This is a genomic window from Polymorphospora rubra (assembly GCF_018324255.1).
Classification (GTDB): domain Bacteria; phylum Actinomycetota; class Actinomycetes; order Mycobacteriales; family Micromonosporaceae; genus Polymorphospora; species Polymorphospora rubra.
On record NZ_AP023359.1, the window covers coordinates 5,923,472 to 5,947,397 of the forward strand.

The following is a 23,926-nucleotide window of genomic DNA, read 5'->3' on the forward strand; positions in this document are numbered from 1 at the left end:
ACAGACCGGGCCGGACACGGCCGGCGCGGTGGCCACCGGCGCGGAGGACAGACCGCACAGTGGACACATGACAACCACCACCGGCCCCACCAACGAGGATCCGGGCACCGTCCGCGCCGTCCACCGGGCGTTGGAGATCCTGTCCCTCTTCGACGAACAGCACCAGACCCGCACCATCGGCGAGATAGTCCGCGGCACCCGGCTGGCCAAGACCACCGTGCTGCGACTGCTCGTCACTCTCGAATCCGCGCAGCTGCTGGCCGCCACGCCGAAGGGCTACACCGCGGGCCCGGGGCTGTGGCGCTGGGCCTACCTGGTCCAACGCAGCTGGGAGATCCCGGCCGCCGCCCGCGACGTGATGCGCTCCCTGGTGGCGGCCGAACGCGAGACGGTCAACGTGTACGTCATGCGTGGCCTGCACCGGATCTGCGTCGCACAGGAGGAGAGCCCGCTCGCCCTGCGCCACGTCGTTCGCATCGGTGACCAGTTGCCGCTCTGGGCCGGCGCGTCGGCCAAGGTGCTCCTGCGCGACGCGACCCCGGAGGTCCTCGACAAGGTGGTCGCCAGCGCACCGGCCGGCACCATCGACGCCGGGACGCTCCGCGCCCAGATCGGCGCCGGCACCGCCGCCGGCTACCAGGTCAGCCACGGCGAACGGGAAACCGGGCTGTCCGCGGTCGCGGTGCCGGTGACCACACCGGACGGTGCCCTCGTCGTCGCGTCGCTGTCGTTCAGCGGCCCCAGCGCCCGTTTCCCGCAGGAGCGGATCCCCGTACTCGTCGCCCTGTTGCACGCCGCGGCCGGGACGCTCACCGCGCAGGGCTTCGACCATCCCATCCGCAACCCGCTGTAAGCCGAGCCGGTGGGGCACCCCCGCGCGGGGGTGCCACACCGGCGACAACCGGAGGAAGATCGCCGATGACCGCCCGTCCACTGGATGGCGTTCGTGTCCTGGACCTCACCAACGTCCTCGCCGGTCCCTACTGCACCTACCAGCTCGTGCTGATGGGCGCCGAGGTCGTCAAGATCGAGCGCCCGGGGGAGGGGGACCTGGCCCGGCAGCTCGGTCCGGACAGCACCCTCAACGACGCCCGACTCGGCGTGTCCTTCCTGGCCCAGAACGCCGGCAAGCGATCTGTCGAACTCGACCTGAAGAACCCCGACGACCGGGACCGGTTCCTACGGCTCGTCGGTGAGGCCGACGTACTGGTGGAGAACTTCCGCCCCGGGGTGCTGCGCCGCCTCGGCCTGGACTGGGAGGCGCTGCGCCCGGTCAACCCACGTCTGGTCTACTGCGCCATCTCCGGCTTCGGCCAGACCGGACCGTTGAGCCAGCGGCCCGCGTACGACCAGATCGTGCAGGGCATGTCCGGCATGATGAGTGTCACCGGCACCCCGGAGACCGCGCCCCTGCGCGTCGGGTTCCCGGTCGCCGACACCGTCGGCGGGCTGCTGGCCGCGTTCGCGGTCACCGCGGCCCTGACCGGCCGCGAACGCACCGGCGAAGGCGCCTACCTCGACGTGTCCATGCTCGAGGCCGCGATCTCCGCGATGGGCTGGGCGGTCAGCAACTACCTGGGGGCGGGCGTGGAACCGGTCCCGATGGGCGACCAGAACTTCACCGCGGCACCGTCCGGCACCTTCATGGCCGCCGACGGACCGTTGAACATCGCCGCCAACCGGCAGGAGCAGTTCGAGACACTCTGTGAGCTGATCGGCCGGACCGACCTGGTCACCGACGAACGCTTCCACAGCCGCGACATCCGCAAACGCAACCGCGACCAGCTCAACGTCGAGATCAACGCCGGGTTGCTCGCCCGCAGCGCACAGGAGTGGGAGGCGCTGCTCTCCGAACGGGGCGTGCCGGCCGCGCGGGTGCTCACCGTGCCCCAGGCGCTTCGCCTGGACCACCTGCGCGACCGGGGGTTCCTGCACCACGTCCCGTTCCCCGGCCAGCCCGACGCGCGGCTCACCGTGATGGGCAACGGGGTACGGGTCGACGGCGAGGCGTACGGGCCACCCGGGCCGCCGCCACTGCTCGGCGAACACAACGACGACCGGATCGAGACCGTGTGGGGCGCACTGCCGGAAGGAGCCAGGTGATGACCGACGACCGTACGGCCGGACAGCCGGACCTCGCCGGCTGGTGGCAGACCGCGATCAGCCACATCGAACCCGGGACGATCGAGTTCCGCGGTCACCGTATCCAGGAGCTGCTCGCCGAGCGCGGCTTCGTCGAGGTGATCTGGCTGATGGTGCGCGGCGGCCTACCCACCCCGCAGCAGGCCCGGCTGCTGGAGGCGGCCCTGGTCGCCTCCGTCGACCACGGCCCGCAGGCTCCCTCGATCGCGACCGCGCGGATGGCCGCCACCTGCGGGGTGGGGCTGAACAACGCGATCGCCAGCGGGGTCAACCTGCTCGGCGACGTACACGGCGGGGCCGGACAGCAGTGCGTCGAACTGCTGCACGAGATCGTCGCGGAGCACGACACCGCCGACGGGACGTCGATGGTGGCGGCGGCCGGCAAGGTGGTCGCCCGGTGGCGGGCCCGCGGCGACCGGTACCTGCCCGGGTACGGGCACCGCTTCCACCCGGTTGACCCGCGCCGGGCCCCGATCCTGGCGCTGCTCGACGAGGCGCGCCGCGCCGGCGCCATCGACGGCCGGTACGTCGACGCCGGACTGGCGGTCGAGGAGGTCCTGAACCAGGGCCGGTCACGGCCCGTTCCGATCAACGTCGACGGCGTCACCGCGATGATCTACGCCGAGCTGGGCTTCGTCCCGGAACTGGCCCGCGGCCTGTTCGTCCTCGGCCGGACGGTGGGAATCCTCAGCCATGCCTGGGAACAGGCCCAGCAGGGCGGACGGATCAAGGGGCCGATGCCGCCGTCGATCCTGCCCCGCTACACCGGGCCAGCGGCGCCCGCCGCCCCGACCGCCGGTGCGGCCTGACCCGTGAACGACGGCGGGTGCCGGTGGCCAGGCCACCGGCACCCGCCGGAAACGCGCCGGTCACTTCGTGACGACGATCTTCCCGGTGCTCTGCGGGTAGACGCAGTCGTTGTAGAAGTAGGTGCCGGGCCGGGTGAAGGTGTGGGTCGCCGACTCACCCGGTTGCAGCACGTCGGTGTCCCATTCGGACTCGAAGAACGACGACGCCGAGTGCGGCCGGGTGTTGTCGGCCGGGTTGACGAACGTCACCGTGTCGCCCACCCGTACCGTCAGGTGCTGGGGAGCCATCGCCGAGGTCGACACGGTGTTCTCCTGGGCGGCGGGCCGGCGGTTGGCGGCGTCCCAGGTACGGCCGAGGGTCACGGTGAAGTTGACCGCCGACCCGGCGACCGCCGCCGCGGTGATGTCGATGACCTTCGAGGGCGGGGTCGGCGCGGGCGCCGGCGGCACCTTGCCCCCGATCTTGAACGCCCACAGGAAGTCGCCCCTGGGCACGTCCCGGTACGGCAGGCCGTTGCCGCCGGCGAGTACGGCGACGTACTGCTCGCCGTCGACCTCGTAGGTGATCGGCGAGGTGGCCACGCCGGCACCGGTCTGCCAGCTCCACAGCGTCTTTCCGTTGGTGTCGTCCATGGCGTGCAGCACGCCGTCCGGGCCGCCCTGGAACATCACGCCGCCGTCGGTGGTCAGGATGCCGTTGCCGTGCGCCAACGACCATTCGCTCGGCTTGCGCCACACCACGGTGTTGGTCCGCGGGTCGGTGGCCACGATGCCGCCGCCGGTGCCCTGGCCGAACGGACGCGCGGTGTTCACCCGCCCGCCGCGGGTGTTCGAGAACGACGAGTTGATCAGGCCGTATCCGGTGTAGAGCAGGCCGGTACGCGGGTTGAACGAGTTGTGCGACCAGTCCGCCCCGCCACCCGCGCCCGGATAGAGGATCGTGGCCCGGTCCCAGAAGACGTCGTAGAGCCCGCCCCACGGATAGAACGGCACCGGCCGGGTCGGGTTGTCGTACGTCGGGTGGGTCTGGACGAACGGCTCGCCGCCGGGGAACGGCTGGGTGGGCCAGGTCTTCTGGCGCGCCTCCTGCGGGACGGGGCGTTCCTCCATGCCGTGCACGGGTTCGCCGGTGGCCCGGTCCAGTACGTAGAAGTAGCAGGTCTTGCTGCCGTAGATGACCACCTTGCGCAGCCGGTTGCCGATCCGCAGATCGGCGAGCACAGGTGCCATGACGTTGTCGTAGTCCCAGATGTCGTGGTGGACCGACTGGAAGTGCCACCGGCGACGTCCGGTGGCGATGTCGATGGCCACGATGGAGTTGGCGAAGAGGTTCGCCCCCTCCCGGCTCGACCCGTCGGTACGGGGATACGGGTTGCCGAAGGTCCAGTAGACGAGGTTGAGGTCGGGGTCGACCGCCGGGTGGATCCAGGGCACCGCGCCGCCGGTCTTCCACGAGTCGCCGGCCCAGGTGTCGTTGCCGTACTCGCCCTCACCGGGCGCTCCCCAGAAGATCCACTCGATCCGGCCGTCGGTGGCGTTCAGGCAGTAGGCGCGTCCGCGGGCGCCGCCGGTGCTGCCGGCCATCCCGATGAAGAGCCGGTTGTCGTAGTGGATGACCGCGCCGGCCAGGACGCCCCGCTGGCCTCCGCACTGGCCCTGTTCGGGGTCGCAGCCCGCGTCGGGGTCGCCCTCCTCGTCGGCGGTCAGCAGCTGGCGGCGCCAGATCACCTCGCCGGTGCGCTTGTCCAGGGCCCAGACGTAGTTGTCGCCGTCGGTGGTGAACACCCGGCCTTCGGCCAGTGCCACGCCGCGCAGGTCCGCGGTGCGCTCGGAGAGCCGCCGCCGCCACTTGACGGCACCGGTACGTCCGTCCACCGCGTACACGCCCTGCTGTCGGGTCTGGACGTAGATGACGCCGTTCTCCGCCACGGCAGTGCTCTGTTGCGACTGGCTGGTGTCGCCGCCCTCGAGGTCGACCCGCCATGCGCCACGCAGGCGGGAGACGTTCTGCCGGGTGATCTTCTTCAGGGTGGAGTGGTTCTGGTTGCCGTAGTCGCCGCACACCTGCGGAAAGTCGGGCCCGGTCCGGCCGAAGCTGCGCGGTTGCGCGGGCGCGGCGCCGGGGGTTCCCGCCGCCGGCTGGGCGGGCGCGGCGACGGCCGGTGTCGCCAGCTGGGTCGCGGCCAGACCGCCCAGGGCGAGCGAGGAGGCGCCGAAGGTGAAGGAACGGCGGCTGATCCCGGTCATGCGGCAGCCCGCTCGGCGGGGAAAGGGGGCGGCTGGGTGCTGGGGTGCTGGTGGTGGTTCAAGGATTTCCTTCCGCTGTCGATCGACAGGTCCATCAGCCGGACCAAATGGTCCACGGAGTAGATCCGAGTAAACCGCACCGCGGGTGTGCCGGACAAGGGTGGCGATGCCATCCCCTGGAAACAGTTCTGAAACCACCTATTGCCTCAAGGCTTCGATGCCCGTAACTTACACCTAGTCCGCTAAGTGGTCCAGCTGGGCCACCAGGTGGTCCATGGTTACTCTCTCGTGCATCTCCCGCCGCAACCGGGCCGGCCCGGTCCGTGAGGCTGCGGACCGGCACCGACCGCGGTCCGCCCACCGGACGCCGTACCCGCCGACGTCGCGCACGCCCGGCGCCGACCCGACGTACCGCGGTGGCCGTGGGGACTCCGAACCCGCCGGGCCGGAAAGCGTCGGGGCGTCACCAGTCCCCTCCTCAAGCCGCCACAGTGGCGAGAAAGCAGGTGACCGCATGGCACCGATCGACCGCAGAAACCTACTCAGAGGCGCGGCCGTGACAGCCGTGGCGGCGACGGTGGGCCCCACCGTCGCCAGCCCGGCCGCCGCGGCAGCCGCCCCCGCCCCGGGCCCGGCGGCGGAAAGCCGCCCTCCGCCGCCGACCTCGCCCGCTTCGACACGCCCGGAGACGTGGACTTCCCCAAGGTCGGCGGCAACCTCGGCAACCAGAACTACACGTCACTGCGCAGCATCAACCGGGGCAACGTCCGCCGGCTCGGGGGCGCCTGGGTCAACCGCATCGAGGGCGGCCTCGCCAGCGGCAACAGCCAGAGCACCGCGGTCGCCGTCGACGGCGTCCTCTATATCGAATCCGCGCCCGGCAACGTGATCGCGGTCGACGGCGTCACCGGCGAGACCAGGTGGCGCTACGACCAGACCCGCGGCACGCTCACCCGGCGCGGCGTAGCCGTCGGCGGCGGATACGTCTACACCAAGTCCAACGACAACTACGTCATCGCCCTCGACCAGGAGACCGGCCAGGTCGCCTGGGAACGCCAGGTCAACGGATACGGCAACATCGAGAAGGTCGCCGTCGTGTACGCCGACGGCCTGCTCTTCTGCGGCACCAACGACGGCGCACGCGGAGCCGCCATCGCGCTCGACGCCCGCAACGGCGACGTCGTCTGGCACTTCTGGGGCATCCCCGGGCCCGGTGAGTTCGGCAACGACAGCTGGGAGGGCGACTCCTGGATGCAGGGCGGGGCGACGCCGTGGATCCATCCCGCCGTCGACCCCGAACTCGGCCTCAGCTTCTGGACGTTCGGTAACGCCCGCGGCAACAACTCCTCACAGGACGGTTCCCGCCGTGGCGGGATGAACCTCTTCGCCAACTCGATCGTCGCGCTCGACATGCGTACCGGTGCCTACCGCTGGCACTTCCAGTCGGTCCACCACGACATCTGGGACATGGACAACGTGATGGCCCCGGTTCTCGCCGACGTCCGGATCAAGGGCCGCCAGCACAAGGTCGTCGTCTACGGCAGCAAGACCGGCATGTTCTACATCCTCGACCGGGCCGACGGGACCGCGCCGTTGGGCATCGTCGAGCGGCCGGTCCCGCAGGAACCACGCCAGAAGACCTGGCCGACCCAGCCCTATCCGGTGCAGGGCGCCTGGACCGAAACGCGGGTGGTCGACCAGCCGCTCGGCACCTCGGTACCCGGCGATCCCAACCGGGCGGTACCCAACTACAAGCAGGGTGCGCTCTACGACCCGCACTGGGACACGCCGATCCTGTCGATCCCCGGACACGGGGGCGGTGCCGACTGGTCGCACATGTCGTTCAGTCACCGGACCGGACTGGTGTACACCGGCTTCGGGTACGTCGCCGCCGCGCACTCGCTGACCGAGAGCAGCAACGGCCTGCGGCCCCCGGGCGAATACCAGACCGGTGGCGTCGTCGCCGTCGACGTGAGCACGAACAAGGTGAAGTGGAAGCAGCGGATGCCGTACTCGCTGGCCCACGGCAACGGGATCCTCACCACGGCCAGCGACCTGATGTTCATCGGGCAGCCGGACGGGAACCTGCTCGCCATGGACGCGCGCACCGGGCGCGAGCTGTGGCGGTTCCAGACCGGCGCCGCGATCAGCTCCAGCCCGATCATGTACCGGGTTGGCGACCGGGAGTACCTCGCCGTCTACGCCGGCGGCACGAGTATCCCGTACGGAAACTCCGCACCGCGCGGTGACTTCCTCTGGGCCTTCGAGATCGGCGGCGATCTCGGTCCGGCACCCACGCCGCCGCCACCGGTCGTTCGCCGGCCGGTCTCCGGCGGTCCGGTGGACGGCACGGCCGTGGCGAACACGGTCGTGATCGGCCGGACCTACGACGCGGGCAGCGGCACGATCGGCCAGACCGAGTCGTTCACCGTGGCCGGCATGGCACCGACCCACCTGCGGGTGCCGGTGGGTACGACGGTCACGTTCACCAACCACCCCGGCAACGCCGGCCAGCGCGGGGTGACGCAGTTCTTCGAGGGGCTCTTCGACGTCCGGCTCGACCCCGGCGAGTCGTTCCGGTACACCTTCACCCGTCGCGGCGAGTACTTCTTCAACGACCCGGGCAGTCCACGCTCCACCGGCAAGATCGAGGTCTACTGACGGCCGCCCGGCCGGCACGTTCCGTACGTGCCGGCCGGTGGCTAGTCGCCGCCGGTCAGCCTCGCGGCGTGCTCACCGGCCGCGTTTCTTCCGGCCGGAGCCGCGCTTCGCCCCGCTGCCACCACCGGGCTTCCTGACCCGCGTCCGCTCGCCGGCCGTCGCGGCCAGTTCCCGCCGGCGGCGCTCGCCGAGCACGGCGGCGAGAACCGCCGTCGCGGCGAACCCGGCGAACGCGACGAGGGTGGCGATGTCGAAGATCCATGTCGTTTCCAGGTCGGCGGCCAGGCGCGGCGCGATCACGCCGCGCGGATCGGCCACCACGGAAAGCGACGAGCCGGGCGGGTACTCGACGGTGTCCTGAAACGCACCCGGCAGCGTACGTCCGTCCGGGCCGCGCAACGTGTAGTCGTACAGACATCGGCCGGAGCGGTTCTCGTAGCTGCAGCTGACGTCGCTGACCGTGGCGGTGACCGGGGTGCCGACGGCCCGCATGTACCGGTCGCCGGGCACCGCCACGGCGGTCACCAGCAGTGCGATGGTGAAGATGAGTGCCACCCAGCTCGGTCCGGTACGCCCCTCGCTCAGCCAGTAGAGCGAGAACGGCAGCGCGATGAACACGACGATCGGCACGGCCGCGACCAGCCACCCGATCCAGCCGCCCAGGGCCGTCGCCACGCCGACGACCAGCCAGGTCAGCACGGTGACGGCGAGCAGCACCGCCACCCACGTGCCGGCGCGGCCGGGCCTGAGCAGCGGCTTCTCGGAGTCGTTCATGGTCGACATGGTCGTACATCCGCACCACCGGGCCGGTGCGGCCCGCCGCGGGGGCGGGATCCGCCCCGGCGTCGGAACGGATCAGGCCGGCTCCGCCGCCGGTGACTCCGCCCCGGGTGACTCCGCCGCCGGCGACTCCTGCGGGGGTGACTTCTCCCCGGTGTCCTCTTCCCGGGCCGGCTCGCTGAGCTGTTCCCGTACGTAGTTCCACGCCACGGCGACGAGTGCCGCGACCGGTACGGCGAGCAGGCTGCCCACGATGCCCGCCATGCTGCTGCCCAGCGTCACGGCGAGCAGGATCACCGCGGCGTGCAGGCCGAGGCCCCGGCTCTGCAGGATCGGTTGGAAGACGTTCCCCTCCAGTTGCTGCACCGCGATGATGATGGCCAGCACGATCAGCGCATCGGTGGGGCCGTTCGAGACGAACGCGATGAGCACCGCGACGAACCCGGCGAAGAGCGCGCCCACGATCGGCACGAACGCCGAGACGAAGGTCAGCACCGCCAGTGGGAGCACCAGCGGCACGCCGACGATCCACAGGCCGAGGCCGATGAAGACGGCGTCCAGCAGGCCGACCAGCGCCTGCGAGCGTACGAACGCGCCGAGGGTGTCCCAGCTGCGCGCCGCCACCGTCGGAATGTCGACGGCGAGCCGGCCGGGCAGCTGCCGGGTCAGCCACGGCAGGAACCGGGGGCCGTCCTTGAGGAAGAAGAACATGAGGAAGATCGCCAGTACGGTGGTGACGACGCCGTTGACCACGGTGCCCACCCCGGTGAGGGTGACGTTGATGACGCTGCCGACGCTGTTCTGAATTCCGGCGGCAGCCGCGTCGAATGCCTGGCTGACCTGGTCGTCGCCGATGTTCAGCGGCGGACCGGCCGCCCATTCCCGCAGCTGCTGGATGCCGCTCACCACGCCGTCGACCAGTTCGCCGGACTGCGCCGCCACCGGCACCGCGATCCCCACCACGGTTCCCGCGCCGACCAGGAGGAACAGCACGGTCACGACCGACGCGGCCAGGCCGGGACGCCAGCCGTGCCGGCGCAGGAAGCGGGCCAGCGGCCAGGTCAGCGTCGTCAGGAGGAGGGCGATCACGAGTGGCCAGAGCACCGACCATGCCCGCCCCAGGATCCACAGGGCCACCCACGTCATCAGCAGGACCAGCAGCATCTGAAGGGAGATGAGGGCCGACGAGCGTAGCGCAGCCCGCGTCTTGGCGGAGCTCAATGGAGCAGACATGGGGGACACACTAGCGATCCGGTGTGCGGGGTAGAGCCGGTGCGTAGGCCCCCGGTCGGACGAAACCGCCGGTGGACGGGAACCGGCTGCAACCGTCGCGATCACGTATTGTCATTCTCTGATCACCTTGGGTTGATGTCGGGAGGGTGGCATGTCAGGCATTCATAGGGCGCAGCCCGGCCATGCCGAGCCACGGGAGATCGACTGGGTGCCGGTCGACCGCCGGCTGCTCGGACTGGACAGCCGGACCCTGGTTCCGGCCGCCGCGGTGGCGGTGCTGGTCGCGGTCGCCGTGTGGCTGCTTCCGGCCGTCGACAGGTCGCTGTCGTACGACGACCCGGTGCGCGCCGGTGACATCGTCCAGCTGAGGGACGACGTCCAGTTCGTCCCCGCCGCCGGCGCCAACCTGCTCGACGGGCTGCGGCAGGGGCGACCTGGCCCGGGCGGCACCTATCCGGACGCGGCGACGTTGTCCTACGACGGGCTCTCCTTCTCGGTGACCGCCGACGACTACGACGGGACCCCGGCGGAGTTGCTGCGGCAGATCAAGCGGAACAACGACCGGTACCGGACCGATGCGAGGTTGGCGGTGACGAGCGACCCGATCGCGATCACCAACGACGCGGGTGACCACGGGGTCGCCGCGCACTTCGACGGCGCCAACGCCAAGGGGCTGGTCGCCGCGTTCGTGTTCGGGGGCACCGGGGTGCAGATCGTCGTGCTCGGGCCGAACGCCGTCGACGGCAGAGCCGCGCCGGCGGTCGCCGACATGATCCAGTCCGTCCGGCCGGTGCGGGAAGGAAGCTGACCATGACCACCACTTCCGAACCGGCGGCCGCGACCCCGGAGCCGGCGGCGAGCGTCCGTGCGGCCGCCATCGAGCGGACGGGCTGGGGAACCGGCTTCCACCTCTGGCAGCCCCGTAACGCCTGCCTCTGGATCTATCTGGCCGTCGTCGGCTACGGCACCTGGCACGCGTTCGCGGTGATCAACACGACTGCCCGCGCGTACGCGCCGGCGCTCGTGGCGAGCACCCTGATCTTCGCCGTCTACGGTGCTTTGTTCTGGTGGTTCACCACCCGCATCGACCGGTACTCCCGGCTCCCACTGACGCTGGCCGTGGCCGCTTTCGTCTGGGGTGGCCTCGGGGCCACCTTCACCATCGCCATCTCGGCCAACAACGCCCTGTTGAGCATCTACCAGAAGACTCTCGGCCAGTCCTGGGTCATGAGTTGGGGGCCCGGCCTGGCGGCACCGTTCTCCGAGGAACTCGGCAAGGGCGCCGGCGTGCTGCTGCTGATGTTCCTCGCCAGCCGCACGGTCCGGACCGCGTACGACGGATTCATCCTCGGCGCGTTCTGCGGCCTCGGCTTCCAGATCTTCGAGGACGTCCTGTACGCACTGCAGTCCGCGCCCGCCGAGTTCGGTTCGCATCAGATGGAGACCAGCCTGCAGACCGTGGCCCTGCGCATGGCCACCGGATTCACCTCGCACATCCTCTACTCCGCGGTCTTCTGCGCCGGCCTGGTCTACCTGATCGGCACCGCGGCACAACGACGCCGGCCCGGGCTCGGCCTGGGGCTCATGCTCACGGCCATGGTCCTGCACTTCCTCTGGGACTCGCCCACCGGCCTGTCCGGCGGCAACCTCGCGGTCACCTGGCTGCTGATCCTGCTGTTCACGCTGCTGGGGATCGCCGTCGTCAGCACCGTCTTCCGGCTCACCGTCGGACCCGAGCGTGAGGCGATGCGGGCGGTCATGACGCCCGAGGTCGACAACGGCGCTCTCACCCCGGCCGAACTCGACGCGCTCTCCGGCGGCTGGAAACAGCGCCGCACCTACCGCCGCGGCGGCGGCCTGGGTGACCGGCGCCGGCGGCGGCACCGCCTCGAAGCCGCACACGACCTGGCCGACGAGATCGCCAAAGCCGGCGGGCGGGAGACCGACCGGGTCGGCTACGCCCGCGCCGAACTCGTCCGGTTCGGTCGGGCCGACGGATCCTGAGCGGGCCGACCGCCGAAACCCGTCGTGCCGGCACGTGGGCCGGCGCGGCTTGGCCGACCGTCCTATCCTCGGCCAAATGCGAGGCCGTCGGGTGATTCTGCTGTGGACCGTGTTCGCGCTCGTCGCGGCGGTCTCCATCGGCCTGGTGCTGCGGCGCCCGGACCACCTGTCCGACCTGTACATCTACCGGGGTGCGCTGGTCGATCTGCTGGCCGGCCGGCCCCTGTACGGGTACGAGGCGGCCAACGGCGGGCCGTTCACCTACCCGCCGTTCGCCGCGCTCGTGCTCTGGCCGGTCGCGGTGCTGCCCGCCGCGGTACTGGAGGCGACCTGGCTGCTGCTGACCGTCGCCGCCGTGATCGTCGTCGCCGTTCCGGTCGGCGGGGTCCTGGCCGCCAACCGGAACGGCGGGCCGGCGGGGCGGTTCAGCCGGCCGCTGGCCATCGCGGCGACCGCGACGGTGCTGATGCTCTCCGCCCCGGTGCAGAGCAACCTGCGCTTCGGGCAGGTGAGCATCTTCATCGTGCTCCTGGCCCTGCTCGACGGCATGAAGGTCGTCCCGGCCCGGTGGCGCGGGGTGCTGGTCGGGGTGGCCGCCGCGGTGAAGCTCACCCCGCTGCTGTTCGTGGCGTACTTCCTCGCCGCGCGCCGTTACCGCGACGCCGCCCGCGCGGTGGCCGCCTTCCTGGCCTGCGCGGCCGTCGCCGCCGTGGCACTGCCGCGGGAGAGTTGGACCTACTGGGCCGGCACGATGACGCAGACCTCCCGGATCGGCGACCTGGCCTCGCTGGGCAACCAGTCGGTGCACGGGATGCTGCTGCGGGTGGGCCTCCCGTCGGGTGCCCTGCCGGTGGTGTGGGCCGCCCTGGTCGCCGCCATCTGCCTGGTCGCGCTGTGGCGGGCCCGGCAGCTCACCGCCGACGGACGCCCCGGGCACGCCGCGGTGCTGGTCGGCTGCGCCACGGTGGCCGCCTCGCCGGTCTCCTGGACCCATCACCAGATCTGGACCGTGCTGGCCGGGATGCTGCTGGTCGGCGCGACCGGGGTGGCCCGCCGGGTCGCCGGCGTCGCGCTGCTGGTGACCATGGTGGTCTCGCTCGGCGTGGTGCTCGGTCCGGTCTCGACCCGCCCCGGGGTGCAGTTCCTCTTCGAGAACGCCCGTGTGCTCGCCGCCTGCGCACTCTGCCTGGCCGGCTTCGGCGGCGTCGCGGTCGCCGCCGCCCGGTCCCGGCGCCGGCCCGCCGGCCGGGCCTGGCTACGGGTGGGCGTGGCGGCCGCCGCCACGCTGGCGTTCTTCGCCGTGCAGCCGCTGCCGGCCGGAGCCGACCCGACCTTCAAGGCCTACTCGCTGGCCGAGGTGGCCAACCCCCGGTACTTCTTCGTCTGCCGCGGTCAGGCCGGCTGCGCCGCGTACGGCGGGCCGGAGCCGGTCACGTTCGGCACCGCCGTCGAGCCGACCAAGGTACGCGTCAACGGGGTGGTCTCCGCACAGGTGGCCCGCCTGGAGTACTACTCGGCGCCCGGGGGAGCGCCCCGGGACATTCCGCTGCTCGCCGCCTATCCGGGATCGCGTACGTTCTCGTTCCGGTCGGCGACGATGAGCCACGGTCGGCTGGTGGCGTACGGGGCCGACGGTCGGCCGCTCGCCACCTACGACGACGAGTTGGCCGCCGCGTTCGGACGTCGCTGACCGCCCGCGGTCAACGACACCGGGGCCGTGCCGACATCCGGCGGATCCGGGTCGTGGCCCGACTCACCGCTCGCCGGTCGCTTCCCGCGCGCTTTCGCCCGTGATGTCGTCGGCCCGCAGGTCCCGCAGTTCGAGGCCGCCGAGCGGATCACTCGACCAGCGAGCCAGGTCCCACCCGGAATCGGGGTGCCCGACGAGCAGCCCCAGCCCGGTGTTCAGGATCGTCAGCCCGGTGGCGGCCTGCGGATCGAGGTCGGCGGCGAGTGCCACGTAGGCGCGGATGGCGGCACCGTGGCTGAAGACCGCGATCGTGTCGTCGGCGTCGTGGTCCTTGGCGATGGCCCGCAGCGCCGCGTCGAAGCGGAGGAAGAAGTCCCGACCGGTCGGTCCGCCCGGCATGCCGCGGTCGAGGTCACCACACATCCAGCCGGCGACGCAGCCGGCGTACGCGTGTCTCGCCTCGTCGTCCGACCGTAGTTCGAGTTCGCCGGCCGACACCTCTTCCAGCCCGTCACGCACCCGGACCTCGAGTCGGCGCGCTTCGGCCAGCGGCGCGGCCGTCAGCTGGGTGCGGATCAGCCGTGAGGCGTAGATGGCGGTGATGTCCTCGTCGAGCAGTGCTCCGGGCACCGCCAGTGCCTGGGCCGCGCCGAGGGCGGTCAGGCCGGCGCCGGGGAAGGCCGTGTCGAGTGCCCCGCTCACGTTGTGGGGAGTCTGGCCATGACGGATCAGCAGTACTCGCACGTCAGGAGCCTATCCACGGCGCCTGCCGCGTCGTCGATGTGGTCCCATTGGTGTGATGTTCGTGCGGTTGGTGAGTTGTCCGGCGTCGGGAGCGGGTCCGCTGGTCGGCGCGGGTGGGGCGACGGTGGCGGTTCGCGGTGGCCGGCCGGCCCGGGCCCGCCAGCGGCGGGGGAGAGCATGGCCGATGTGAGTGTGGCGAAGAGCCGGCGGTTGCCGGTGATGGGGGATGTCGCGCGCCTGGCGGGCGTGTCGCAGATGACCGTGTCCCGGGTCCTGAACGACCCCGGATCGGTACGTCCGGACACCCGTGAGCGGGTCCTGCTGGCCATCAAGCAGCTCGGCTACCGGCGTAACAGCGCGGCGCGGAGCCTGGTCACCCGGCGTTCGCAGACGTTGGGCGTGGTCTGCTTCGACACCACGTTCCACGGGCCGGCGTCGATGTTCAACGGCATCGTGCACGCCGCCGAGGAGGCGGGATACGCGGTCAGTGTGGCGAGCCTGCGCCGCCCGACGGCCGATGCGGCGACCCAGGCCGTCCAGCGCCTTGTCCACCAGTCGGTGGAGGGGCTCGTCCTGATCGCGCCCCAGGCCACCGAGGCGATGGCGTTCGTGCGGGCGCTGCCCGCCGACACCCCGGTCGTCGCCGTGGAGAACGCGCTGCCGAACGTCACGAGCGTGTCGGTCGACCAGGAGCTGGGGGCCCGGATGGCCACCGAACACCTGCTGTCGCTGGGGCACGAGACCGTGCACCACGTGCGCGGACCGGTGGACTGGAGCGAGGCGAACGGCCGGGTCGACGGCTGGGTGGCGGCGCTGGAGGGGCAGGGCCGGATGGTGCCCCGGGAGCTCGTCGGGGACTGGAGCGCCAGGTCCGGCTATGTCGCCGGGCAGAAGCTGGTCCGGGATCCCCGTACGACGGCGGTGTTCGCCGCGAACGACTCGATGGCGTTGGGCGTGGTGCGGGCGCTGCTCGACGCGGGGGCACGGGTGCCGCAGGACGTCAGTGTGGTGGGGTTCGACGACATTCCCGAGGCGGCGTACGTGACGCCGCCGTTGACCACCGTGAGCCAGCCGTTCCGTGATGTCGGGCGGCGCAGCATCGAGATCCTGCTGGACGAGATCGAGGGCACGGCGGCGGGCGCGACGTCCGTTATCGCCCCTGAACTGGTGGTTCGCGACAGCACGTCGGCTCGCCGGTCGTAAGGGAACCCCGCGCGCAACCTATCGGCAACAATCTCTTCACGGTATCTTGACCGTGGTCAAGTTAACGCTAACATCATCCGTGACTCCGTTCATGGCCGCGCCGAACCCCCGTCCGACCGCGGGTAGATGTTTGGAGAGGCTCATTGACGTGGTCCCGTCCTGTTAACGCTCACCGATGCTGCCGGCGTGATTCGTCCCGATCTCGCCCTACTGTCCGGTCGGTCGTCCTCCCGATGATGCGCGGCTGGCTCGCCCCGGCCGGCTGATCGCCCGTTGCCCGGTAAGGGCCGAATTCTGGCCCGCGATGTTAACGCTAACATTCCGCTCGCCTCAGAACCTCCACCAAGTCGTACGACATGCCGCCCAGCCACATACCGGTACCGGGGAGCACATCGGTACCAGGGAGGAAGGAACATGATCCGTAGACGCGTGAGAAGGGCACCCCTGTGGGTTGCCCTCGCCGCGCTGGTCGTGACAGGAGGCGTCGGCGTGCCGTCCCCGGCCCACGCCGCCAGCCCGGTCCTGCCCGGCAACGAGGGTGACGTCGGTGTCTACACCAACGGACAGAACCACGTCATGGAGATCGGGGACCCGACATACACCAACGCCGGCGACGTCGCCGACCGGCTGCGGCCCGGCGTGCCGTTCACCGCGGCGAACATGCACCAGTCGATCTTCGAGAAGGACCTCGCCGCGGGCGGCACCGACTACTACCTCGACCGCGTTCTCGGCGTCCACGGAACGCTCGGGTCGGCGGTGCTGATGACCCGTGGCCGCACCCTCTACATGCGCGGTGCGAGCAACAACAACTTCACCACCATGGGCTTCGCCGGCAGCGCCCACGTCGGCGGCCCCAACAACCTCGGCAACCTCTACACCGTCACCGTGCCGGGCCAGACCGTCACCGAGGTCAACGCCAACCGGTTCAACGCGCCGAGCCACGCCAGGGGCCGATACACCATCGGGTCCACCGGCGTCACCGCCGACCTGACGAAGTTCATCACCTACGACAACGTCGCCGTCACCGCCATCGACTTCACCAACCCCGGCGGCGCGGCGGCGACGTTCACCGTCCGCGCCGCCTCGCCGCTGGCCACCCAGGCCGGCGCCGGCACCGCCGAACTCACCGGCACCCGCACCATCACCAGCGGTTCCAACAACGGCACCGTCGACACCCCGTGGGACACGATCCGGGTCGACCTGACCGGTGCCGGGTTCACCCGTACCGGCGGCAACCTCGACCGGGAGATCACCGTGCCCGCCGGCGGCACGGTGTCGGTCGCGGTCGTCGGTGCCGTCTCCTCGGCGACCCTGCCGCAGACCGTGCAGAGCTACCGGCAGTACGCCGAGATGGCGCCGGGCCAGGCCGTCCGCACCGGCATCACCGAGTTCAACCGCCGCTGGGCGCAGGACGTGCCGTACATCGACGTCCCCGACCCCGCGCTGGAGAAGGCGATCGTCTACCGCTGGTGGGGCGAGCGGTACAACTCGCTGGACGCCAACGCGTCCGGCCACGTCTACCAGTACCCGACGACGATCGAGGGGGTGAACCTCTACCAGAACGCCGTCGCGCTGACCCAGCCGATGCACCTGCAGGACACCAAGTGGCTGCGCACGCCCTACCTGCCGTACGGGCAGATCCTCAACATCGGCGAGCTCTCCGGTTCCTCGGCGTTCCTCGACAGCCCGGGGCACACCAGCTGGAACAACCACTACTCGCAGTACCTCGGCACCGCCGGGCTCGAGGCGTACAACGTGCACGGCGGCGGGCCGGAGATCGCCCGCAGGTTCGCCCACTACTTCGAGGGCGACGGGGTCGGCCAGCTCGAACACTACGACGGCAACGACGACAAGCTCATCGCCTACTCCAGCAACTACATGCCGGGCAACGACTCCGACGCCATCACGTTCGGGTTTCCGCGGGTGGGCGGCGGCGCTCCCGGCGCGGCCACGATCGAACGTCCCGAGTCGGCGTACGTGTGGGGCGCGTTCGAGGCCGCCCGCCAGCTCTACCAGATCTCCGGCGCCGACCAGGCCAAGATCGACGAGATGGGGACCAGCGCCGACGGTATCCGCGACGCCATCCTCGACCGGCTGTGGAGCCCCGACATGCGGATGTTCCTGGCCGGCACGTCGCACGGCGCCACCAGCGCGGCCAGCTCCAACGGCCGGCCCAACCCGCTGCCCGCCTCGGCCCGCGACCTGATCCCGGCCAAGGAGTCGAACCTCTACGACGTCTACGCCGAGAACCTCATCCCGTTCGACCAGTGGCAGACCTACGTCGACGGGTTCCGGTTCCTGACGTACGGCGACAACTTCCCGATCTTCCCGTTCTACACCGCCAACCAGTACGACCGGGCCGCGTACGGAATCGGCGGCTCCAACAACTTCTCCAACATCAACTTCACGGTGCAGTACCGGGGCGTCCGCTCCGCGCTGCGGCACTACGACCCGGAGCAGAAATACATCACCCCGGAGTACGCCAAGCGGCTGCTGGACTGGATGGCGTGGAGCATCTACCCGGGCGGTGACCTGCGGGTCGCGAACCAGGCCGAGTACTACTCGAACTGGAACCCGACCACCAGGACGTTCGGCCGGAACAACCCGAACCACATCATGCTCGGCAACATGAACTACATCTTCGTCGAGGACATGGCCGGCATCCAGCCGCGTTCCGACGACAAGATCGAGCTGTGGCCGATCGAGTTCGGGTACGAGCACTTCATGGTCAACAACCTGCGCTACCACGGGCAGGACGTCACGATCGTCTGGGACCCCGACGGCAGCGAGTACAGCCTCGGTGCCGGCTACAGCCTGTTCGTCAACGGTGCGAAGAAGGTCAGCACCGACAAGCTCGGCAAGCTCACCTACGACCCGAACACCAACCAGGTCCAGGTCGCCGACGGCCTGACCGTCACCTTCACCGCGACCACCGGGACCAGCTTCCCGAGCGCGGTGGACACCGCGATCGAGGACGAGCGGGTCGTGGCCTACCTGCGTACCGCCGGCATCGACCTCACCGAGGACGCGCCGAACCTGGCGGCCGGCGCCGGCCTCAGCTCGTCGTACACCCAGCAGGGTGCGCGGCCCACGCCGTGGCGGCAGTTCCACACCCCCGGCTGGAGCAGCAGCACGATGAACCACACGCCGGGCGCCATCAAGGAGACCGAAAGGCCGGTGTCCCTGGCGGCCGTGACCGACGGCGTCACCGTCAACGAACCGTACTGGGGCAACCACGGCACCACGGAGCGCAACGGCTACGTCGAACTCGATCTGGGGTCGGCGAAGTCCTTCGACAACGTCAAGGCGTTCTTCGTCAGCGACCGCCAGGCCGGCGGCTACCGTGAACCCGCCCGCTGGTGGGTCCAGGTGCCCGACGGCAACGGCGGCTGGAAGGAGGTCCCCGGCCAGTTCAAGAACCCGGTCGTCCCGTCGGCGAAGTTCAACGAGGCCCTCTTCGGCACCGTCACCACCGACAAGGTGCGGATCGCGTTCACCAACAACCCGACCCACTACACCGCGATCACCGAGATCCAGGTGTTCGACTCCGGACGCGACGTACCACCGGTCGCCAACCAGGCGCCGGTCGTCACCGCCACCCGGGACGGCACCGGCGACGGCAACCTGTCCACCCGGCTCGTCGGCACCGCCACCGACGACGGCATCCCGTACGACGAGGAACTCACCCTCGGCTGGGAGACCGTCTCGGCGCCGCCGGGTGCGGGCGTCATCTTCGCCGACGCCGACGCCCTGACCACCCGGGTGACCGGCACCGTGGAGGGCGACTACGTGTTCCGGTTCTTCGCCGACGACGGCGCGAAGCGGACCGCGGCGACCGTGGCGGTGACCCTCACCGAACGGGAGGTCGTCGCCGAGTTCGGCGCCACGGCGACGATCAGCACCAGTGGCACCACGTCGTGGGAGAACCACCAGCGGGTCAACGAGACCAGCACCCCGAACAGTTCGAACCCCGGCTCCGGCAACGGCTGGGGCAACTGGAACCTGCCGCAGAACGGCACCAGCCCGGCCCGGGAGGCGTGGATCCAGTACGCCTGGACCAGCCCGGTGCGGCTGTCGTCGACCGGCATCTACTGGTACGACGACAACGGCGGCACCCGCCGGCCCACGGCCACGACGTACGCGGTCGAGACGTCCACGGACGGCACCACCTGGACACCGGTCACCCTCGCCGAGGGCTCGACGTACGCCGGTGCCCTGGCCACCAACACCTACAACAACCTCGAATTCGCCCCGGTCACCACCAGCTACCTCCGGATCCGCATCTGGGGGGTCCAGGGCAGCGGCGCCGGCACCGGCGTGCTGCGTTGGCGCGCCAACGGCGAGACTGTCGACTCGGTGCGCTCGCCGGTGCTCATCCGTACCGCCGTCGGTCAGGTGCCGACCCTGCCGGCCACCCTCGACGGCGTCTACACCAGCGGGGAACGCGGCACCGTCGCGTTCCGGTGGCAGGAGATCACGCCCGACATGGTCGCCGAACCCAACGTCGACCCGTTCGTGGTGTACGGCACCAACGACACGTACGGGCTGATCGCCGAGGCCCGGATCTACGTACGGCCGGAGATGTCGACCGGCGGTATCTCGATCCAGGGCGCCGAGACGTTCGCGCAGTCCGTCGACGTCGGTGAACTGCCGTACCTGCCGTCCAAGGTGGAGGTCTCCTACAACGACGGCTCGCGGGACAACCAGGCCATCGGTGTCGACTGGGACCTCGACGAGTCCGTCGTGGACACGCCCGGTCGGTACACCGTCGTCGGTGACCTGATCCTGCCCGACTACGTCAGCCAGGCCGGCACCACCCGGACCACGCTGACCCTCACCGTCGGCGACCCGCCGCAGAACCCGGCGTGGGACGTCGAGGTCCAGGCGTACACCCAGTGCATCGGCAGCAACGTCTACCTGCGGGTCAACGCCCGCAACGCCGACGACGTGCCGCTCACCCTCGAACTGGTCACGCCGTACGGGTCCCGGACGGTGTCCGACGTCGCGTCCGGGCAGTCGGCGTACCAGGCGTTCAACGCCCGGGCCCGGTCGGTGCCGGCCGGGACCGCGACGGTGAAGGCGAGCGGAACCGTCGACGGCGAGGCGGTGACCGTCGAGACGGCGGCGCCGTTCGGCGCACTCAGCTGCGGCTAGCCGCTCTTCGTGGTGGCGGCGTCGCCCTGACGCCGCCACCACCCCGTCCGCGAGAACGAGGAGACCGACACCGTGAACACCATCGTGGTGCGCGGCGCCGCCGCCCCACCGACACCCCGGCCGCCGCGCCGGTTGCGCACCGCGGCCGCCGTGGCGGCCGTCGCCGGGCTCGTCGCCGGCACCCTCGCCGCCCCGGCCCACGCCGCCGAACCCGACTCGTACACGTTCACCAACACCGTCAACCCGATCCTCGGCGACGGCAGCTACTACTCGGCCGACCCGGCGCCGGTCGTCGTTCCCGCCGGTGCGCCCGGCAACGACACCGGCCGCGACCAGCTCTACATCTACACCGGCCACGACCAGGCCGGACCGTCCACGAACGACTTCATCATGAACGAGTGGGGCGCGTTCCGGACCACCGACGTCGAGGCCGGGCAGTGGACCCACTTCCCGTCGCTGATGCGCCCGGAAGCCGTCTTCGCCTGGGCGACACCGGGCCGCGCCTACGCCGGCCAGGTGGTCCGTGGCGTCGACGGCCGCTACTACTGGTACGTCCCGATCCACGAGCGCGACAGCCCGGCGTCGGACAGGTTCGCGATCGGCGTGGCCGTCTCGGAGAGCCCGACCGGCCCGTGGACCGACCATGCCGGCGGGCCGATCATCTCCCAGCGGGTGCCGACCGCCAACAACATCCACAACATCGACCCGACGATCCTCGTCGACGGCGAGGCCCCCAACCAGCGGGTGTACGTCTGGTGGGGCTCGTTCAGCCAACTGCGGATGCTCGAGTTCCAGCCGGACATGAAGACCCCGATCGGCACCCCGCGCACCGTCACCGGACTGACCGGCTTCTTCGAGGGCGCCTGGGCCTTCGAACGCAACGGCACCTACTACCTGGCGTACGCCGGCAACAACGCCGGCCCGACCTCGCAGTGCACCCCGGCGAACTACCACGCCTGCCTCGCGTACGCCACGTCGTCGTCCCCGGAGGGGCCGTGGACCTACCGGGGCACCCTGCTGCGGCCGGTCTCCTCCACGACCAGCCACCCGGGCATCCTGGAGTTCGACGGCCGCTGGTACCTGGCGTACCACACCGCCGACGCGGTCGGCGGCGGCCACTTCCGCCGCTCGGCGGCGATCGACCCGCTGGAGTGGGACGACACCCAGACCCCGCCCCGGATCAGGCTCGTCACACCCACGCCCGCCAGGGGCCGCGACCTCACCCCCCGGCCGAACATCGCGCACGAGGCACGGGTCACCGTCTCCAACGAGCCCGTTCCCACCCAGTACTGGGTCAAGGCGCTCAACGACGAGATCGTCCGGTCCAACCCGCTGCCGCCGGACATGTGGGGGACCTGGACCGGCAACAACCCGCCCCAGCAGTGGGTGCAGTACACCTGGGACCAGCCGATGCGGATCTCCGGCTCGCAGATCGAGTTCTGGAACGACCAGCCGCAGGGCAGTGGCGTCGGGGTCGCCGCACCCGCCCGCTGGCGCATCCAGTACTGGGACACCGGCGCCGGGCAGTGGGCCGACGTGGCGAACCCGAGCGGCTATCCGACCGGCACCCAGGGCTTCCAGAACACCACCTTCGACCCGGTCACCACCACCCAGGTCCGGGCGGTCTTCGACGCCTCCACCAACGGCAGCACCTACTCCGGTGTGGCGGTCGAGGAGTGGAAGATCCTGGCCGCGCAACCGGAGGCCGTCACCCCGCCGGTGATCACCGTCGAGGTGGGGGAGCGGGACCTGCCCGGCACCGTCGACGTGACGTACGGCGGGCAGACGCTGCGGCTGCCGGTCTTCTGGGACCCGGTGACGGCCGGGGACGTCGCCCAGCCCGGCACGTTCACCGTCCGGGGCACCGTGCTCGGCTACGCCGCCGACCGCATCGCCGCGCAGGTCACCGTCGTCTCACCCGACGACACCGAGGGCGACGAGACCCCGCCGACGCTGACGCTCACGCCCAGTGGCAGCGCCGGCAGCGCCGGCTGGTTCCGCTCCGCGGTGCGGGTACGCGTCGCCGGTGTCGACGACCGGGGCGGCCGGCTGACCATCCGCTCGCGGGTCGACGACGGCGAGCCGGCCGTCGCGACCGACGTGCGGCACGTCGACGTCGAGGTCACCGGAGACGGCGAGCACACCGTCACCGCGACCGCGACCGACCGCGCCGGCAACGTCTCGGCACCGGCCGACCTGACCGTACGCATCGACGCCACCACACCGGCCAGCGTCGCCACAGTGGACAGTGCCACCCGGGCGGTCACGGTGACCGCCAGCGACACCACCTCCGGCGTCGCCCGGATCGAGTACGCGACCGGCACCGGCGCCTGGACCGCCTACACCGGCCCGATCGCCGCGCCCGACCCGAACCGGCACACCGTGTCGTTCCGCGCCGTCGACGTGGCCGGCAACCTGGAGACCGCCCGGACCGTCACCATCCCGGCGGACCTGTCCGGTCCGCTCACCGGCAACATCGCTCCGATCGCCACCCCGACCGCCTCCTACACGGCCGGCTGGAACAGCGTCACCGCACTCAACGACGGCGCCGACCCGGCCAACCCGGGCCAGGCGCAGATCTGGGGCACCTGGTCCGGCACCCGACCGGCGACCCAGTGGATCCAGTACGACTGGAGCCGGCCGGTCCGGATCACCGGCACCGAGCTGAAGTTCTGGCGGGACGCCAACCCCGGCACCGGCGACGGCGTCGCCGCGCCCGACGGCTGGGTGCTCCAGTACTGGGACGAGGCCGGCGCGGCCTGGCGGGACGTGACCGGCGCGTCCGGCTACGGCACCAGCACCACCGCCTTCAACACCGTCACCTTCGACCCCGTCACCACGCCCCGGGTCCGGGCGACGTTGCGGGCCAACGGCAACGGCACCACCCACTCCGCGGTCGCCGTCACCGAGTGGCGGGTCCTCGCCGACGACCCCGGTGTCCAGGCCGAGGTGCCGGTCACGGTCACCGTCACGCCCCGGTGCATCGCCGGCCGGGCGTACGTCGCCGTACAGGCCCGCAACGACCACGACACGCCGGTGGACATCGCGCTCGCGACCCCGTACGGCAGCCGGTCCTTCGCCGACGTCGCGCCGGGCGCCAACGCCTACCAGTCGTTCACCGTACGGGCGGCCACGGCGCCGGCCGGTTCGGCGACCGTACGGGCCACCGGGGTCGTCGGCGGCCGGGACGTCACCACCACCCGCACCACACCGCACCCCGGCGTCGACTGCACCGCCTGACCCACGCCAACCCACCCAT

The 23,926-nt window shown here is 71.1% G+C and carries 14 protein-coding genes; 10 read left to right on the forward strand and 4 right to left on the reverse strand.

Going from position 1 to position 23,926, the window contains the following annotated elements:
• Positions 1–67 precede the first annotated feature (67 nt).
• From Prubr_RS26825 to Prubr_RS26835, 3 genes are all read left to right on the forward strand, one after another.
• Complete coding sequence (locus Prubr_RS26825) at positions 68–853, forward strand: IclR family transcriptional regulator (RefSeq protein WP_212817680.1); 786 nt, start codon at positions 68–70, stop codon at positions 851–853.
• Between the two features lie 65 nt (positions 854–918).
• Complete coding sequence (locus tag Prubr_RS26830; protein ID WP_212817681.1) at positions 919–2,103, forward strand: CaiB/BaiF CoA transferase family protein; 1,185 nt, start codon at positions 919–921, stop codon at positions 2,101–2,103.
• Positions 2,103–2,951, forward strand: a complete 849-nt coding sequence (locus Prubr_RS26835; RefSeq protein ID WP_212817682.1) for a citryl-CoA lyase — start codon at positions 2,103–2,105, stop codon at positions 2,949–2,951. The genes Prubr_RS26830 and Prubr_RS26835 overlap by 1 nt, the downstream gene beginning before the upstream one ends.
• Before the next feature lie 60 nt (positions 2,952–3,011).
• Here the strand turns inward: Prubr_RS26835 and Prubr_RS26840 are convergent, their stop codons facing one another.
• Positions 3,012–5,198, reverse strand: a complete 2,187-nt coding sequence (locus Prubr_RS26840; RefSeq protein ID WP_212817683.1) for an outer membrane protein assembly factor BamB family protein — start codon at positions 5,196–5,198, stop codon at positions 3,012–3,014.
• 690 nt (positions 5,199–5,888) lie between these two features.
• Here Prubr_RS26840 and Prubr_RS26845 point away from each other — a divergent pair.
• Positions 5,889–7,859, forward strand: a complete 1,971-nt coding sequence (locus Prubr_RS26845; protein WP_212817684.1) for an outer membrane protein assembly factor BamB family protein — start codon at positions 5,889–5,891, stop codon at positions 7,857–7,859.
• 72 nt (positions 7,860–7,931) lie between these two features.
• On the opposite strand, the gene Prubr_RS26850 is transcribed toward Prubr_RS26845, so the two are convergent.
• Both Prubr_RS26850 and Prubr_RS26855 read right to left on the reverse strand, forming a co-directional pair.
• The gene (locus Prubr_RS26850; RefSeq protein ID WP_212817685.1) at positions 7,932–8,633 is read right to left on the reverse strand and encodes a hypothetical protein; all 702 of its coding nucleotides are present in this window, start codon (positions 8,631–8,633) and stop codon (positions 7,932–7,934) included.
• 81 nt (positions 8,634–8,714) lie between these two features.
• Positions 8,715–9,872, reverse strand: a complete 1,158-nt coding sequence (locus tag Prubr_RS26855) for an AI-2E family transporter (protein ID WP_212817686.1) — start codon at positions 9,870–9,872, stop codon at positions 8,715–8,717.
• A 151-nt stretch (positions 9,873–10,023) separates the two neighbouring features.
• Here Prubr_RS26855 and Prubr_RS26860 point away from each other — a divergent pair, with 151 nt between their 5' ends.
• The 3 genes from Prubr_RS26860 to Prubr_RS26870 all read left to right on the forward strand — a co-directional run bounded on the left by Prubr_RS26860 (position 10,024) and on the right by Prubr_RS26870 (position 13,566).
• Positions 10,024–10,680 carry a hypothetical protein gene (locus Prubr_RS26860; protein ID WP_212817687.1) on the forward strand — a complete coding sequence of 219 codons (657 nt, stop codon included), beginning with the start codon at positions 10,024–10,026 and terminating at the stop codon, positions 10,678–10,680.
• Between the two features lie 2 nt (positions 10,681–10,682).
• Positions 10,683–11,876, forward strand: coding sequence for a PrsW family intramembrane metalloprotease (locus tag Prubr_RS26865; RefSeq protein WP_212817688.1), 1,194 nt, complete (start codon positions 10,683–10,685; stop codon positions 11,874–11,876).
• 76 nt (positions 11,877–11,952) lie between these two features.
• Entirely contained in the window at positions 11,953–13,566 is a 1,614-nt protein-coding gene (locus Prubr_RS26870; protein ID WP_212817689.1) for a glycosyltransferase 87 family protein, read from the forward strand.
• A gap of 63 nt (positions 13,567–13,629) precedes the next feature.
• Here the strand turns inward: Prubr_RS26870 and Prubr_RS26875 are convergent, their stop codons facing one another.
• Positions 13,630–14,310, reverse strand: coding sequence for a histidine phosphatase family protein (locus Prubr_RS26875; RefSeq protein WP_212817690.1), 681 nt, complete (start codon positions 14,308–14,310; stop codon positions 13,630–13,632).
• A 177-nt stretch (positions 14,311–14,487) separates the two neighbouring features.
• Between Prubr_RS26875 and Prubr_RS26880 the strand changes: the two genes are divergently transcribed.
• The 3 genes from Prubr_RS26880 (at position 14,488) to Prubr_RS26890 (ending at position 23,907) form a co-directional block, all read left to right on the forward strand.
• Positions 14,488–15,513: a LacI family DNA-binding transcriptional regulator gene (locus Prubr_RS26880; RefSeq protein ID WP_246567693.1), complete on the forward strand. Its 1,026-nt coding sequence runs from the start codon at positions 14,488–14,490 to the stop codon at positions 15,511–15,513.
• Positions 15,514–15,942: 429 nt separating this feature from the next.
• The gene (locus tag Prubr_RS26885; RefSeq protein WP_246567696.1) at positions 15,943–20,667 is read left to right on the forward strand and encodes an Ig-like domain-containing protein; all 4,725 of its coding nucleotides are present in this window, start codon (positions 15,943–15,945) and stop codon (positions 20,665–20,667) included.
• Between the two features lie 72 nt (positions 20,668–20,739).
• Positions 20,740–23,907, forward strand: coding sequence for an OmpL47-type beta-barrel domain-containing protein (locus Prubr_RS26890; protein WP_425517946.1), 3,168 nt, complete (start codon positions 20,740–20,742; stop codon positions 23,905–23,907).
• The last annotated feature ends 19 nt before the right edge of the window (positions 23,908–23,926 follow it).